General features: G+C 56.4%; 14 protein-coding genes. All 14 read left to right on the forward strand.

What is annotated here, in order from left to right:
• Positions 1–321: 321 nt before the first annotated feature.
• On the forward strand, positions 322–4,674 hold the full coding sequence (gene rpoC, locus ACYVDE_RS00450) for a DNA-directed RNA polymerase subunit beta' (protein WP_460499508.1): 4,353 nt from the start codon (positions 322–324) through the stop codon (positions 4,672–4,674).
• A gap of 396 nt (positions 4,675–5,070) precedes the next feature.
• Positions 5,071–5,394 carry a DUF3467 domain-containing protein gene (locus ACYVDE_RS00455; protein ID WP_460499509.1) on the forward strand — a complete coding sequence of 108 codons (324 nt, stop codon included), beginning with the start codon at positions 5,071–5,073 and terminating at the stop codon, positions 5,392–5,394.
• Positions 5,395–6,138: 744 nt separating this feature from the next.
• Complete coding sequence (gene rpsL, locus ACYVDE_RS00460) at positions 6,139–6,567, forward strand: 30S ribosomal protein S12 (protein WP_243515615.1); 429 nt, start codon at positions 6,139–6,141, stop codon at positions 6,565–6,567.
• 96 nt (positions 6,568–6,663) lie between these two features.
• The gene (rpsG, locus tag ACYVDE_RS00465) at positions 6,664–7,131 is read left to right on the forward strand and encodes a 30S ribosomal protein S7 (RefSeq protein ID WP_190925668.1); all 468 of its coding nucleotides are present in this window, start codon (positions 6,664–6,666) and stop codon (positions 7,129–7,131) included.
• A gap of 103 nt (positions 7,132–7,234) precedes the next feature.
• The gene (gene fusA, locus ACYVDE_RS00470; RefSeq protein ID WP_460499510.1) at positions 7,235–9,373 is read left to right on the forward strand and encodes an elongation factor G; all 2,139 of its coding nucleotides are present in this window, start codon (positions 7,235–7,237) and stop codon (positions 9,371–9,373) included.
• Positions 9,374–9,496: 123 nt separating this feature from the next.
• Positions 9,497–9,802, forward strand: coding sequence for a 30S ribosomal protein S10 (gene rpsJ, locus ACYVDE_RS00475; protein WP_190925673.1), 306 nt, complete (start codon positions 9,497–9,499; stop codon positions 9,800–9,802).
• Positions 9,803–9,963: 161 nt separating this feature from the next.
• Positions 9,964–11,172, forward strand: coding sequence for an O-antigen ligase family protein (locus tag ACYVDE_RS00480; RefSeq protein WP_460499511.1), 1,209 nt, complete (start codon positions 9,964–9,966; stop codon positions 11,170–11,172).
• Positions 11,173–11,345: 173 nt separating this feature from the next.
• Positions 11,346–11,966: a 50S ribosomal protein L3 gene (gene rplC, locus ACYVDE_RS00485; RefSeq protein WP_196291005.1), complete on the forward strand. Its 621-nt coding sequence runs from the start codon at positions 11,346–11,348 to the stop codon at positions 11,964–11,966.
• 9 nt (positions 11,967–11,975) lie between these two features.
• Positions 11,976–12,614: a 50S ribosomal protein L4 gene (rplD, locus tag ACYVDE_RS00490; RefSeq protein WP_460499512.1), complete on the forward strand. Its 639-nt coding sequence runs from the start codon at positions 11,976–11,978 to the stop codon at positions 12,612–12,614.
• Positions 12,614–12,901: a 50S ribosomal protein L23 gene (rplW, locus tag ACYVDE_RS00495; protein ID WP_460499513.1), complete on the forward strand. Its 288-nt coding sequence runs from the start codon at positions 12,614–12,616 to the stop codon at positions 12,899–12,901. Before rplD ends, rplW begins: the two co-directional genes overlap by 1 nt.
• Before the next feature lie 42 nt (positions 12,902–12,943).
• A complete protein-coding gene (gene rplB / locus ACYVDE_RS00500) occupies positions 12,944–13,771 on the forward strand; it encodes a large ribosomal subunit protein uL2 (protein ID WP_460499514.1) in 828 nt (275 codons plus the stop codon).
• A gap of 3 nt (positions 13,772–13,774) precedes the next feature.
• Complete coding sequence (gene rpsS / locus ACYVDE_RS00505; RefSeq protein ID WP_190925685.1) at positions 13,775–14,053, forward strand: 30S ribosomal protein S19; 279 nt, start codon at positions 13,775–13,777, stop codon at positions 14,051–14,053.
• A gap of 1 nt (position 14,054) precedes the next feature.
• Positions 14,055–14,471 (forward strand): large ribosomal subunit protein uL22, encoded by a 417-nt coding sequence (gene rplV / locus ACYVDE_RS00510; protein ID WP_460499515.1) that lies wholly within the window; start codon positions 14,055–14,057, stop codon positions 14,469–14,471.
• Positions 14,472–14,477: 6 nt separating this feature from the next.
• The coding region (gene rpsC, locus ACYVDE_RS00515) for a 30S ribosomal protein S3 (RefSeq protein ID WP_460499516.1) at positions 14,478–15,240 on the forward strand (763 nt) is incomplete at its 3' end.

Genomic DNA, 15,240 nt, shown 5'->3' on the forward strand with positions numbered 1-15,240 from the left:
GACCAGAGGCGCTGATTGAGCGACTCTGGTAACGAAAGATGAGAAAACGCTTCGGTGAAAGAGGAGCGGGGGCTGTTCCGAGATATGGTCAGTGCAGCGACGAAACCCCGGCGAATCTTAATCGAAGGCCTTCTTATCGGTCAGTTCTGCCGTCAGTTTTAATAATTCGACCTTTTAAAAGTGCCTTTGCTCAACATACCTATCTGTTTCGCAAAGGCACTTTTCTGAGCGTCAAACTGTTTGAAATCCTTGCGCCCTTCTGGCGAACGGCGAAGATTCAAGCAGCTCAAAGCCAACAGCTACTAGCTTAACCCCAATCAAATGGCTTTCGCAAAAAACAAGAAAGTAGTTCAGGACTTCTCCAAAGTCACTATTTCGCTGGCCTCGCCCGAAGCAATTCTGGAGCGCAGCACCGGCGAAGTGGTGAAGCCTGAAACCATCAACTACCGCACCTACAAGCCCGAAATGGGCGGCTTGTTCTGCGAGCGGATTTTCGGTCCGGTGAAGGACTGGGAATGCCATTGCGGTAAATACAAGCGCATTCGCTACAAGGGCATCATCTGCGACCGTTGCGGCGTGGAGGTGACCGAGAAGAAGGTGCGCCGCGAGCGCATGGGCCACATCGAACTGGTGGTGCCCGTTGCGCACATCTGGTACTTCAAGAGCCTGCCGAACAAAATCGGCTACCTGCTGGGCCTGCCCACCAAGAAGCTCGACCAGATTATCTACTACGAGCGGTACGTAGTGGTGCAGCCCGGTACGATGGCCGAGGAAGGCGTGCAGCAGCTCGATTTCATGACCGAGGACGAGTACCTCGACGTGATTGACAAGCTGCCCCGCGAAAACCAGATGCTGCCCAACGAGGACCCGCAGAAGTTCATCGCCAAGATGGGTGCCGACGCGCTGCAAATGCTGCTCGAGCGCATCAACCTAGACGAGCTGAGCTACTCGCTGCGTGACTCTGCTGCCCACGAAACCTCGCAGCAGCGCAAGGCTGAGGCACTGAAGCGCCTGCGCGTAGTGGAAGCTTTCCGCGACGCTGCTACCCGCATCGAGAACAAGCCCGAGTGGATGGTTATCCGCATGGTGCCGGTGATTCCGCCGGAACTGCGTCCGCTCGTGCCGTTGGATGGTGGCCGTTTCGCCACTTCCGACTTGAACGACCTGTACCGCCGTGTTATCATCCGCAACAACCGCCTCAAGCGCCTGATTGAAATCAAGGCTCCTGAAGTGATTCTGCGCAACGAGAAGCGCATGCTGCAGGAAGCCGTGGACTCGTTGTTCGACAACTCGCGTAAGGTGAACGCCGTGCGCGCCGAAGGCAACCGCGCTCTGAAGTCGCTGTCCGATATGCTGAAAGGCAAGCAGGGCCGCTTCCGTCAGAACCTGCTCGGTAAGCGTGTCGACTACTCGGGTCGTTCGGTAATTGTGGTAGGTCCGGAGCTGAAGCTGCACGAGTGCGGTCTGCCCAAGAACATGGCGGCCGAGCTGTTCAAGCCGTTCATCATCCGCAAGCTCATCGAGCGCGGCATTGTGAAGACGGTGAAATCGGCCAAGAAGATTGTGGACCGCAAGGACGCTGTCGTTTGGGACATCCTGGAAAACGTACTGAAAGGCCACCCGGTACTCCTCAACCGTGCTCCTACGCTGCACCGTCTGGGCATCCAAGCGTTCCAGCCGCGCCTCATCGAGGGCAAGGCAATCCAGCTGCACCCCCTCGTTTGTACGGCCTTCAACGCTGACTTTGACGGTGACCAGATGGCTGTGCACGTGCCCCTCGGCCCGGCTGCTATCCTGGAAGCGTCGATGCTCATGCTAGCCTCGCACAACATCCTGAACCCCGCTAACGGCGCGCCCATCGCGGTACCGTCGCAGGACATGGTTCTGGGCTTGTACTACGTGACCAAAGGCAAGCGCAGCACCGAGAACGAGAAGATTCTGGGCGAAGACCGGATGTTCTACTCGGACGAGGAAGTGGTGATTGCCATCAACGAAGGCCAGCTCTCGAAGCACGCTTTCATCAAGGTGCGTGCGCAGGTACGCGACGAGAACGACGACCTCGTGACGAAAGTCATTGAGACCGTGGCTGGTCGTGTGCTGTTCAATCAGCTTGTGCCCGAGGAAGTTGGTTTCGTGGACGAGCTGCTGACCAAGAAGAAGCTCCAGCAAATCATCTCGCTGGTGTTCAAGCGCACGGGCATGGCCCGCACGGCGCAGTTCCTTGATGATATTAAGACCCTTGGTTTCCAGTCGGCCTACAAAGGCGGTCTGAGCATGGGTCTGGGTGACATCAACATCCCGAAGGAGAAGGACGAGCTGGTGAAGCAGGCGCAAGCCGACGTGGCGGCCGTAACCCAGAACTACCAGATGGGTCTGATTACGGACAACGAGCGTTACAACCAGGTTATCGACATCTGGACGCGCATCAACAACCAGATTACGGAAACGTTGATGGGCCGTCTGGAGAAGGAAAACCAGGGCTTCAACTCCATCTACATGATGATGCACTCGGGAGCCCGTGGCTCGCGCGAGCAGATTCGTCAGCTGGGCGGGATGCGCGGCCTGATGGCCAAGCCTCAGAAGTCGCTGCAAGGCTCGATTGGCGAGATTATCGAAAACCCGATTCTGTCGAACTTCAAAGAAGGCCTCGACGTAATCGAGTACTTCATCTCGACGCACGGCGCCCGTAAAGGTCTGGCCGACACGGCTCTGAAGACGGCTGACGCCGGCTACCTGACCCGTCGTCTGGTGGACGTGTCACAGGACGTAATTGTGAACGAGCAGGACTGCGGTACCCTTCGTGGCATCGAAACCTTCGCGTTGAAAGACAACGAGGACATCGTGGAGCCGCTGTCGGAGCGCATCCTCGGCCGCGTGACGGTGCACGACATCGTGGACCCGAACACCAACGAGGTGCTGCTGCCTTCGGGCTCGGAAATCAAGGAAGACACGACGCGCCGCATCGATATCGCCGGTATTGAGTCGGTGGAAATCCGCTCGGTGCTGACCTGCGAAAGCAAGCGCGGCATCTGCGCCAAGTGCTACGGCCGCAACCTGGCTTCGGGCCGCATGGTGCAGCGTGGCGAGGCCGTGGGTGTTATCGCCGCGCAGTCGATTGGTGAGCCCGGCACGCAGCTGACCCTGCGTACCTTCCACGTAGGTGGTACGGCTTCCAACATCGCCGTTGAATCGAGCATCAAAGCCAAATTCGCCGGTGTGGTGGAATTCGAGGACGTGCGTACTGTGACGACGACCGACGGCGAAGGCCGCAAGGCCGACGTGGTGATGGGCCGCTCGGGTGAAATCCGCATCGTGGAGAAAGGCACCGGCCGCGTCTTCACCACCAACCACGTGCCGTACGGCTCGTTCATGCTGGTGAAGGAAGGCCAGGAAGTGGAGAAAGGCACTGAGCTGAACACCTGGGACCCCTACAACGCTGTTATTCTGGCCGAATTTGATGGTACCGTGGTGTTCGACGCCATCACCGAGGGCATCACCTATCGCGAGGAGTCGGACGAACAGACCGGTCACCGCGAGAAGGTAATCATCGAATCGAAGGCGAAGGACCAGAACCCGTCCATCATTGTGCGCCCTGGCAAAAAAGGTGATGTGGAAGGCCAGAAAGGCTACAGCATCCCGGTGGGCTCGCACTTGAACGTGGAGAACAACGACAAAATCACGGCCGGTCACATCCTGGCCAAGATTCCGCGTTCGGTGGGCAAAACCCGCGACATCACTGGTGGTCTGCCGCGTGTAACGGAGCTTTTCGAAGCCCGGAACCCGTCGAACCCCGCCGTGGTATCGGAAATCGATGGCGTGGTAACCTACGGCACCGTGAAGCGAGGCAACCGCGAAATCTTCGTGGAGTCGAAAGACGGCGTGAAGAAAAAGTACATGGTGCCGCTGTCGAAGCACATTCTGGTGCAGGACAACGACTTCGTGCGCGCCGGTGCGCCGCTGTCGGACGGGGCCATCACGCCTTCCGACATCCTGAACATTCAGGGCCCGGGCGCCGTGCAGGAGTACCTCGTGAACGAGATTCAGGAAGTGTACCGCTTGCAGGGTGTGAAAATCAACGACAAGCACATCGAAGTGGTAGTCCGCCAGATGATGCAGAAAGTGGTGATTCTGGATGCCGGCGACACGTCGTTCCTCGAAAACCAAGTGATTGACAAAATCATCTTCATGGCCGAGAACGACATGATTATCGACATGAAGGTGGTGACCGAAGCCGGTGACTCGACCAACCTGAAGCCCGGTCAGATTGTGACGGCCCGTCGCCTGCGCGACGAGAACAGCAGCCTGCGTCGCCGCGACCTTGCCCTCGTGCAAGTGCGCGATGCCCAGCCCGCTGTTTCGCGCCCCACCCTGCAAGGCATCACGCAGGCGTCGTTGGGTACGGCCTCATTCATCTCGGCCGCGTCCTTCCAGGAAACGACCAAGGTGCTGAGCGAAGCCGCTATCCGCGGCAAGGCCGACCAACTGTTGGGCCTGAAGGAGAACGTAATTGTCGGTCACCTCATCCCGGCCGGTACTGGCTTGCGCGAATACACGCGTCAGGTTGTAGGCTCGAAAGAGGAGATGGAGGCTGCCCAAGCCGCCCAGGCCGCCGAAGCTGCCGTTCCCGCCAAGCGCCCCAGCCGTGCTGGCAAGCGCGAAGTGTCGGCTGAGTAATCCGCCGTAGGTTTGTAATGGAAAAGCCGACTGGGGTGACCCGGTCGGCTTTTTCTGTTTACTTTTCGCATATGGCAGCATTTTTTGAAATCATAGGAGACTTCTGGTTCATATCAACATGTATAGCAGTTGCTATGTGCGTTGGGCTATTATACTTAGTCTTAAACCGTGAATCATTATTAGTTCGCTCGGCGGGTACACTATTAAGCTCTGTCGTAGTTACGCTTATTGAATACAAGTTTGGTAAAATATTAAGTGAACTAGGGATAAGCCCTATGGGCAGAATAGTCTTGTTCATCCCTTTCATGGTAGGACTATGCACTGTGTTGTTCTTTCCAAAAGAGCACAGAAGGACATCACAACTGTAATCAAACGTTTTAATCACACTTGCAAAACATGCAACCAACCGACCAAAACCCGGACCCCAACGCCATTAATATCGAACTTTCCGAAGCCATGGCTGAGGGCGAGTACGCCAACCTCGCCATGATTGCGCACAGCAACAGCGAGTTCGTGATTGACTTCATCCGCATGATGCCCGGCCTGCCCAAGGCCAAGGTGAAGGCGCGCATCGTTGTCACGCCCGAACACGCCAAGCGCTTGCTGCAAGCACTCAGCGAAAACGTGGAGCGGTTTGAAGCCGCCTTCGGCACCATCAAGATGCAGAGCGAAGCGCCGAGCTACCCGATGAACTTCGGCGGCGCGGTAGGGGAGGCTTAAGCTGCACCGGATGCTCAAGCTGCGAAAGTACCCCACAGGCCCGCCGGATTCCGGCGGGCCTGTTGTAATTTAGAAGAATCAGTAAATGCGAAAGTGCATTTACGTCTCTTTAATCCAGAAGCAAGCGCGCGAACTAGCAAACGGTGATTTATGCAATGAAAGCCTTACGAACGGGTGCCTTTTTCTTGCTTGTATTACTACTAAGCCCTCCAGCTGCTAGCGCGGGGGTATGGCCCTTTAAGTCGGTTTATAAGACCAAAATAGGTTCTGGCATTATTGCCAAACGGCACGAATGGGAAGTGTTGCGCCGCGTCAACCGATATGGTGGGGGTTGCCTGCACCGGTATTTGGGCAAGCGGTGGGCATGGAGAACCAAAGTGGGCAAGTGGACGCTTTATAACGCCAAGGGCGAGCGCCTTTCATCCCATCGATACAAGTACATTGAAGAAGCGCCCAACGGCTTAGTGATTGGCAGAAGAAAGATTGGGCGTATAAAGGAGATTGGGGAATACATTGCGCCAACTGGTAAGATTACCAGGGCATGGACTTACCCACCAACAACAGTCCCCTAAGTATCCGAGTTGCGGAAGTGCCTCCATTTCTCAATGGAGGCGCTTTTGTTTTTGGCCCAAACCGATAACCATAAAATTAACATCCTCACTCTGTTTGCTATTGCCGCGGAATACTCTTACCTTTGCAAGCCAAATTTTAGGAGCAAACGGCTCCAAACCAACCATTCTCTAAATGCCAACCATTAACCAACTCGTACGGAAAGGCCGTGAGGCTTTGACTACCAAGTCGAAGTCGCCCGCCCTTGATTCGTGCCCGCAGCGTCGGGGCGTGTGCACCCGTGTGTACACCACCACGCCTAAGAAGCCGAACTCGGCTATGCGCAAAGTGGCCCGTGTGCGCCTTACCAACGGTAAGGAAGTAAACGCATACATCCCCGGTGAAGGCCACAACCTCCAGGAACACAGCATCGTGCTGATTCGTGGTGGCCGGGTAAAAGACCTGCCAGGCGTGCGTTACCACATCATCCGTGGCGCCCTGGACACCGCCGGTGTAAGCGGCCGTCTGCAGCGCCGCTCGAAATACGGTGCCAAGCGTCCGAAGCCCGGTCAGCCCGCTGCAACCGGCAAAGGTGGCAAACCAGCACCTGGTAAGAAGAAATAAATAGAATTAGTAGCAAGTAGTAAGTATTGAGTAGTGAGGCTGATACGGTCTCGCTACTTGCTACTCAATACTTACTACTACATACTTACTACTATCATGAGAAAGTCAAAACCGAAAAAGCGCGTTCTGCTGCCGGACCCTAAATACAAGGAGACGCTAGTAACCCGCTTCGTGAACTACATGATGTACGACGGCAAGAAAAACCTGGCGTACACCATCTTCTATGATGCCTGCGACCTCGTGGAGCAGCGTACCAAGGAGAACGGCCTCGAGATGTGGCGCAAGGCGTTGAACAACGTGATGCCCACCGTGGAAGTGAAAAGCCGCCGCGTAGGTGGTGCCACCTTCCAGGTGCCGATTGAAGTGCGTGCCGACCGCCGCATTTCGGTGGGCGCCAAGTGGATGATTCAATACGCTCGTCGTCGTGGTGAGAAGACCATGAAGGACAAGCTGGCCGGCGAAATCATCGCCGCCGCCAAAGGCGAAGGTGCTGCCGTTAAGAAGAAAGACGACACCCACCGCATGGCTGAGGCCAACAAGGCCTTCTCGCACTTCCGCTTCTAATACAAGTGCGAATGACTGAATGGGTGAATGAGTGAATGTTTCTAAGCGGAACCATTTACCTCATTCACCCATTCAGCCATTCAATCATTCACTTTTTGTAACAATGGCCGTTAACAAAGAACTTCAGTACCTCCGCAACATCGGGATTATGGCGCACATCGACGCCGGTAAGACCACGACGTCGGAGCGTATTCTCTATTACACGGGTAAAACCCACAAAATCGGGGAAGTGCACGACGGTGCCGCCACGATGGACTGGATGGAGCAGGAGCAGGAGCGTGGTATCACCATCACCTCGGCCGCTACCACCACCTTCTGGAACTACCCCACCGATGCCAAAGGCAACACGACGGGCGAAACCAAGCAGTACAAAATCAACCTGATTGACACCCCCGGCCACGTTGACTTCACGGTAGAAGTAGAACGTTCGCTGCGCGTGCTCGACGGTGCTGTGGCACTGTTCTGCGCCGTATCGGGTGTGGAGCCCCAGTCGGAAACCGTATGGCGTCAGGCTGACAAGTACAGCGTGCCCCGCATCTGCTTCGTCAATAAGATGGACCGTGCCGGCGCTGACTTCTTCAAAGCCGTGAACGAAATCAAGGAAAAACTCGGCGCTAACCCCGTGCCGCTGCAAATCCCGATTGGCGCTGAAGACACCTTCAAGGGCGTAGTTGACCTGCTCACCGGTAAAGCCATTGTGTGGGACGACAAAACCGAAGGCAAATCGTACGACGAAATCCCCGTTCCCGAGGACCTCGTGGACACCGTGGCTGAATGGCGTGAGAAACTCATCGAGAGCGTTGCCGAGTACGACGACACCTTGATGGAGAAATTCTTCGAAGACCCGGAAAGCATTACCCGCGAGGAAATGATGGTGGTAATCCGCAAAGCGGTTATCGACATGAAGTTCTCGCCCGTGCTCTGCGGTTCGGCCTTCAAAAACAAAGGTGTGCAGACCATGCTGGATGCCGTTATGGCTTACCTGCCTTCGCCCCTCGACATGCCCGCCATCATCGGCACCGACCCCGACTCGGGTGCGGAAGTGGAGCGTCACCCCGACAACTCGGAGCCCTTCACCGCATTGGCGTTCAAAATTGCTACCGACCCGTACGTGGGCCGTCTGTGCTTCTTCCGCTGCTACTCGGGCGTGCTCGACGGTGGTTCGTACGTGCTGAACAACCGTACGGGCAAGAAGGAGCGTATCTCGCGCCTCATGCAGATGCACTCCAACAAGCAGAACCCGATTGACAAAATCCAGGCGGGTGACATTGCTGCTGGTGTGGGCTTTAAGGACATCAAAACCGGTGACACGCTGACCGACGAGAAGAATCCGCTGATTCTGGAGTCGATGAGCTTCCCCGAGCCGGTAATTGGTTACGCTATTGAGCCGAAAACGCAGGCTGACGTTGACAAAATGGGCATGGCCATCGCCAAGCTCATCGAGGAAGACCCCACGCTGCGTGTGAACACCGACGAAGAGACCGGCCAGACCATCCTGCGTGGTATGGGCGAACTCCACTTGGAAATCATCATCGACCGCATGCGTCGCGAATTCAAAGTAGAAATCAACCAGGGTGCTCCCCAGGTGGCCTACAAAGAAATGCTCACCAAGAAGGTGGAGCACCGCGAAACCTACAAGAAGCAAACCGGTGGCCGCGGTAAATTCGGCGATATCGTGTTTGAACTGGGCCCGAAAGAAACCGAGCCGGAGAAACCCGGTCTGGAGTTCGACAACGCCATCGTGGGCGGTGTTATCCCCCGCGAATTCATTGCCCCCATCCAGAAGGGCTTTGAAGAGGCTATGAAGCGTGGTCCGCTGGCTGGTTTCCCCATCGAAACTATGAAAGTGCGCCTGTTCCACGGTTCGTACCACGACGTTGACTCGGACGCCCTGTCGTTCGAACTCGCCGCCCGTGACGGTTTCCGTGAAGCCGCCCGCAAAGCTGGTCCGAAACTGCTTGAGCCCATCATGGCCGTTGAAGTAGTTTGCCCCGACGAGTACACCGGCCCCGTAACGGGCGACATGAACCGCCGCCGTGGCCTGATGAAGGGCATGGACACCAAGGGCGGTGCTCAGGTTATCAAAGCCGACGTGCCCCTGTCGGAGCTGTTCGGCTACGTAACCGACCTGCGCACGCTGTCGTCGGGCCGTGCCTCGGCTTCGCTCACCTTCTCGCACTACGAGCAGGTGCCCGCCAACATGGCCGAGGCCATTGTGGCTAAGGTTAAAGGAGGTAAATAAGTTACTGATTTCTGGTTGCTTGTTTCTAGTTGATGTGAATCGAACCGGAAACAAGCAACCAGAAACCGGAAACACCCAAAAAGCTTTTCTATAAGGAGGCAATCGGCTTCCACCCCCAATACAATGAACCAGAAAATTCGCATCAAGCTGAAAAGCTACGACCACAACCTGGTCGACAAATCCTCCGAGAAAATCGTGAAGGCCGTGAAGGCTACCGGTGCCATCGTGAGCGGCCCCATTCCGTTGCCCACGCAAAAGGAGAAGTTCACCGTGCTGCGCTCGCCCCACGTGAACAAGAAGAGCCGGGAGCAATTCCAGCTCTGCACCTACAAGCGCCTCGTGGACATCTTCTCGACTTCGTCGAAAACGGTTGATGCGCTGATGAAGCTGGAACTGCCCAGCGGCGTTGACGTAGAAATCAAAGTCTGAGGATTCAATTTCAGTCTTAATTGAGAAAAGCCCCACCGTGATTCGTCGCGGTGGGGCTTTTTTGTTCGAACTTGCGGGGCCACACTTCCGCTTACATGCATTCTATTTTCTCTCTCGACCGATTACATCGCGCCTGTCTGTTCTTCTGCGGCTGCGTTATCGTGGGCATTTTCGTTGCTAACTGGTTCCGGATTCTGCCCAGCATCGGCTTGGCCGGGGTAGCGCTTACCGGCATTACCTACGCCGTCGTGCATCGGCGCATTGCCAACTGGCCGCTGTGGCCGGTGTTCAGTAGCCTGTGCTTCGTATTCATTCTGCATCTACTACAGTGCTTCAATACGGAGCCCGCTCATATGGGCGAGTATAGCAAAGATGTAGTATTGCAGCTACCCTTCCTGCTGCTGCCGCTCGGTTTCTGGCTGTTGCCTGCCCTGCCCGGCCGGTACCTGCGGTGGCTGTGGCTGTTACTAGTTGCAATGACTTTGCTGGCCGCAGTTGGCGCTACCATCAACTACCTGTTGCACGCAAGTATCATCAACGAGCTCTACCTGCACTCCAAGGTAATGCCGACCGAACCCGACCACATTCGCTTTAGTCTGCTCATCGCGCTGGCCATTGCTGCTGGCATATTGCTGCTGGTCAACAACGCCATTCGCCCCATGCTGCGGCCATGGCTAATAGGTGCGCTGGTGGCGCTTACGCTGTTCCTGCACATGCTGGCGGTGCGCAGCGGCGAAATGACGTTCTATGCCCTCGGTGGATTGGCCATTCTGTGGCTGGGGCTGTGCCGGCGGCAGTGGAAGCGTGCCGGAGGCGTAGCGGCGGTGCTAATGCTGATACCGCTGTTCAGCTACGCGATATTTCCCACCTTTCGCAACAAGGTGTACAACACGCAGGAGGATGTGGGCAAAGTGAGCCAGCGCACCAGTTCGGAAGGTAAAAACTACTCCATCGCGGCGCGGGTGTACTCCTACAAAGCCGCGCTATCCATCTGGAGCGATAATAAGCTGTTAGGAGTAGGGAAGCCGGATTTGGAAAGTGAGATGGCTACGCGCTACCAGCGCTTATACCCAGAAATGGGCCAGGAATTCTATATCATGCCGCACAACCAATACCTCTACAACTTGGCGGCATATGGTATGCTAGGCCTGCTGGTTTTTGTGGTGGCACTGTTTTATTCGGCTTGGTGGGCCCGGAGCAGGCGTGCTCCGCTGTTGTTGGCGCAGTACGTAAGCATCGCCCTGTCCTTTTTAGTAGAATACACGCTGGAAACGCAAATTGGCTTGGCTTTCGTCGTGTTCTTCCTGATGCTTGCTTTGCAAGGCTCGCTACCAAGCGACGACCCCGATGCTACCTGGCGGCCTGCGTAGCGGCAGGACATCATTTCGGCAGAATAGGGGATAAGTCCCGGAGCTAACCGCCTCATCCAGAAAATATTTCTAGACACACTTGGGATAGCCGAGGCTTTTTTCCTATCTTTGCACTCCCTTAGCGAAAACGGCACTCGGCCGTTTTCTTTTTGTGTCATTTAATCATTAACAGAATGCCTGGCATTATCGGTAAGAAAATCGGTATGACAAGCCTCTTCACTCCGGACGGGAAAAACATTCCCTGCACGCTCATCGAAGCGGGTCCGTGCGTAGTGACGCAGGTTAAGACTATCGCGAATGACGGCTACACCGCCATTCAAATTGGGTACGGCGAGAAAAAAGAGAAGAACACCACCAAAGCATTGGTTGGTCACTTCAAAAAAGCCGGTACCACGCCCAAGAAAAAACTGGTTGAATTCCGCCTCGACGCTGAATCGACCTACGCCGCCGGCGCTACCATCGACGCTACTCTGTTCGAAGAGGGCGAGTTTGTAGACGTGGTAGGCACCTCAAAAGGTAAGGGTTTCCAAGGCGTTGTAAAGCGTTACAACTTCCAGGGTGTTGGTGGCCAGACGCACGGCCAGCACAACCGTCTGCGTCACCCCGGTTCTATCGGTGCGTGCTCGTGGCCTTCGCGCGTATTCAAAGGAATGCGCATGGGTGGCCGCATGGGTAACGACCGCGTGAAAGTGCAGAACTTGAAGGTGATGCGCGTAGTAGGCGACAAGAACCTGATTCTGGTGAGCGGCTCGATTCCCGGCGCGAAGAACTCTTACGTGGTAATCGAGAAATAGACTAGTACGATGGAACTCGCAGTATATAACCTCAAAGGCGAAGACACCGGCCGCAAAGTGACCCTGTCTGACGCCATCTTCGGCCTCGAAGTAAACGAGCACGTGATGTACCTGGACGTGAAGCAGTACTTGGCCAACCAGCGCCAGGGCACGCACAAGTCCAAGCAGCGCAACGAAGTGCACGGCACCACGAAGAAGCTCAAGAAGCAAAAAGGTACGGGCGGTGCCCGCGCCGGCAGCATGAAGTCGGGTGTATTCGTTGGCGGTGGCCGCATGTTCGGTCCCCAGCCCCGCGACTACGGCTTCAAGCTGAACAAGAAGACCAAGCGTGCAGCTCGTCTGTCGGCTCTGTCGAGTCTGGCGAAGGATGGCAAAATCTCCGTTGTGGAGAACATTGCTCTCTCGGCTCCCCGCACCAAGGACTTCGTTGCCATCCTGGACGGCCTCAAGCTGAACAACGGCAAAAAGACCATGCTACTCACCGGTGAGGCTAACAAAAATGTTCTCCTCAGCGCCCGCAACCTGCAGAAAGTGAAAGTGGCTACTCCGGTAGGCATCAACACCCACGACCTGCTGAACACGGACACGCTCCTGATTTCGGAAGACGGCATGAAATCGTTGGTTGAACTCTATAGCACCGCCGAATAATGAGCACGCTGAAACGCCCCATCGTGACCGAAAAGGCCACCGGCCTCAATGAAAAAGGCCGCTACACTTTTGAAGTGGAGCGCACCGCCAACAAAGTGCAAATCAAGAAGGACATCGAAGCGCTCTACGGCGTGACCGTGACCGACATCAACACGATGCGCACCATCGGCAAAATCAAAACCAAAGGCACCAAAGGCGGTCAGGTTTCCGGCCGCCGCGCCCACGGTAAGAAAGCCGTTGTGACCGTGAAAGAAGGCGACGTTATCGACTTCTACGGCAACCTGTAGGCTTCTTCAATTTTTCCGCCGCAAAAGCACAACTAGCTAGTAATGGCACTCAAAAAACTCAGACCAACAACCCCAGGGCAGCGCTTCCGCGTTGCGCCGGCGTTCGACGAGATTACCGCGTCGACCCCGGAGAAGTCGCTCTTGACTTCCCTCAACAAAACGGGTGGCCGGAACTCTTCCGGTAAGATGTCCAACCGCTACATCGGCGGTGGCCACAAAACCCAGTACCGTATCGTGGACTTCAAGCGCGACAAAGCTGGTGTTCCGGCTACCGTGAAGACCATCGAGTACGACCCCAACCGCACCGCGCGCATCGCTCTGCTCAGCTATGCTGATGGCGAGAAGCGTTACATCATCGCGCCCGCCGGCATGCAGGTAGGCACGACGATTGTGTCGGGTCCGGGTTCGGCTCCCGAAGTGGGCAACACCCTGCCCCTGCGCGAGATTCCCCTCGGTACCATCCTCCACAACATCGAGTTGCACCCCGGCCAGGGCGCCGCAATGGCCCGCTCGGCTGGCACCTACGCGCAAATCGTAGCCCGCGAAGACCGTTACGCTACGCTGAAATTGCCTTCGGGCGAGATGCGCATGGTGCTCGTTACCTGCATGGCTACGGTCGGCACGGTTTCGAACGGCGACCACATGAACACCGTGATGGGCAAAGCCGGCCGCAACCGCTGGGCTGGTCGTCGTCCGCGCGTTCGTGGTGTGGTGATGAACCCCGTTGACCACCCGATGGGTGGTGGCGAAGGCAAGTCGTCGGGTGGTCACCCGCGTAGCCGCAACGGCATTCTGGCCAAAGGTCAGAAGACCCGCAACAAGAACAAGTATTCGGAGAACCTCATTGTGAGCCGCAAAGGCAAGAAGTAATAGATGGCACGTTCACTAAAAAAAGGGCCGTACATTGACTTCCGGCTGGAAAAGAAAGTCACGGCTCTCGACACGGCCGGCAAGAAATCGGTGGTGAAGACCTGGTCGCGCCGCTCGATGATTTCTCCGGATTTCGTGGGCCACACGTTCGCTGTTCACAACGGCAATAAGTTCATCCCGGTGTATGTGACCGAGAACATGGTAGGGCACAAGCTGGGCGAATTCGCCCCGACGCGCAACTTCCGCGGTCACATCGCCAAAAAAGATAAAGGCAAGCGCTAAGATGGAAGCAGTAGCAAAACTCCGCAATGTGCCGACCTCGCCTCGCAAGATGCGTTTGGTGGCCGACCTCGTGCGCGGCAAGAAAGTGACCCAGGCCCTCGGCCTGTTGCGCTTCGAAGCCAATATCGGCGCCGAGAAGATTGAGAAACTGCTCCTGTCGGCCTTGGCCAACTGGCAGCAGCACAACGAAGACGAGCGCATCGAAGACGCCAACCTCTACATCAGCGAGATTTTCGTGGATGAAGGCCGTCAGCTGAAGCGCCTGCGCCCCGCCCCCCAGGGCCGTGGCCACCGCATTCGTAAGCGCAGCAACCACGTGACGCTGAAAATCGACACGAAGGTTGAGAAGGCTGGTTCCAAAGCCGCCCAGGCGCAAGCCGCTAAAACCGCTTCCACCGAAACCGAAGCCAACGCCTAACCACACATGGGACAAAAAGTAAATCCAACCGGCTTCCGCCTCGGCGTGATTAAGGGCTGGGACTCCAACTGGTACGGCGGCAAGGACTTCGCCGAGAAACTGGTGGAGGACGAGAAAATCCGCAAATACATCAACGCGCGCATTCAGAAAGGCGGCATCAGCCGCATCGTGATTGAGCGCACCCTGAAGCGCATCACCATCACCATCAACACGGCTCGTCCGGGTGTGGTAATTGGCAAAGGCGGCCAGGAAGTTGACAAGATTAAGGACGAACTGAAGCAAATCACCAGCAAAGACGTTCAAATCAACATCTTCGAAATCAAGCGTCCGGAGTTGGATGCCAAGCTGGTAGGCGAGAGCATCGCCCAGCAGCTGGCCGCTCGTATCTCCTTCCGTCGCGCCATGAAGATGTCGATTCAGGCTGCTATGCGTGTTGGTGCCGAAGGCATCAAGATTCAGTGCGGTGGCCGTCTCGGCGGTGCTGAAATCGCCCGTTCGGAGCAGTACAAAGAAGGTCGTACGCCGCTGCACACGCTGCGCGCTGACATCGACTACGCTCTGTCGGAAGCTCAGACTGTGTATGGCAAAATCGGCATCAAGGTGTGGGTAATGCGCGGTGAGGTGTTCGGCAAGCCCGACCTCTCGCCGAACCAGCAGCTCACTAACCCCGGTGGTGGCGAAGGTGGCGGTGGTCGTCGTGACGACCGCGGCCCCCGCGGCGAGCGTCGCGAAGGTGACCGTGGCCCCCGTCGTGACGGTGGTGCCGGTG

The sequence above is a fragment of the Hymenobacter agri genome (assembly GCF_054778495.1).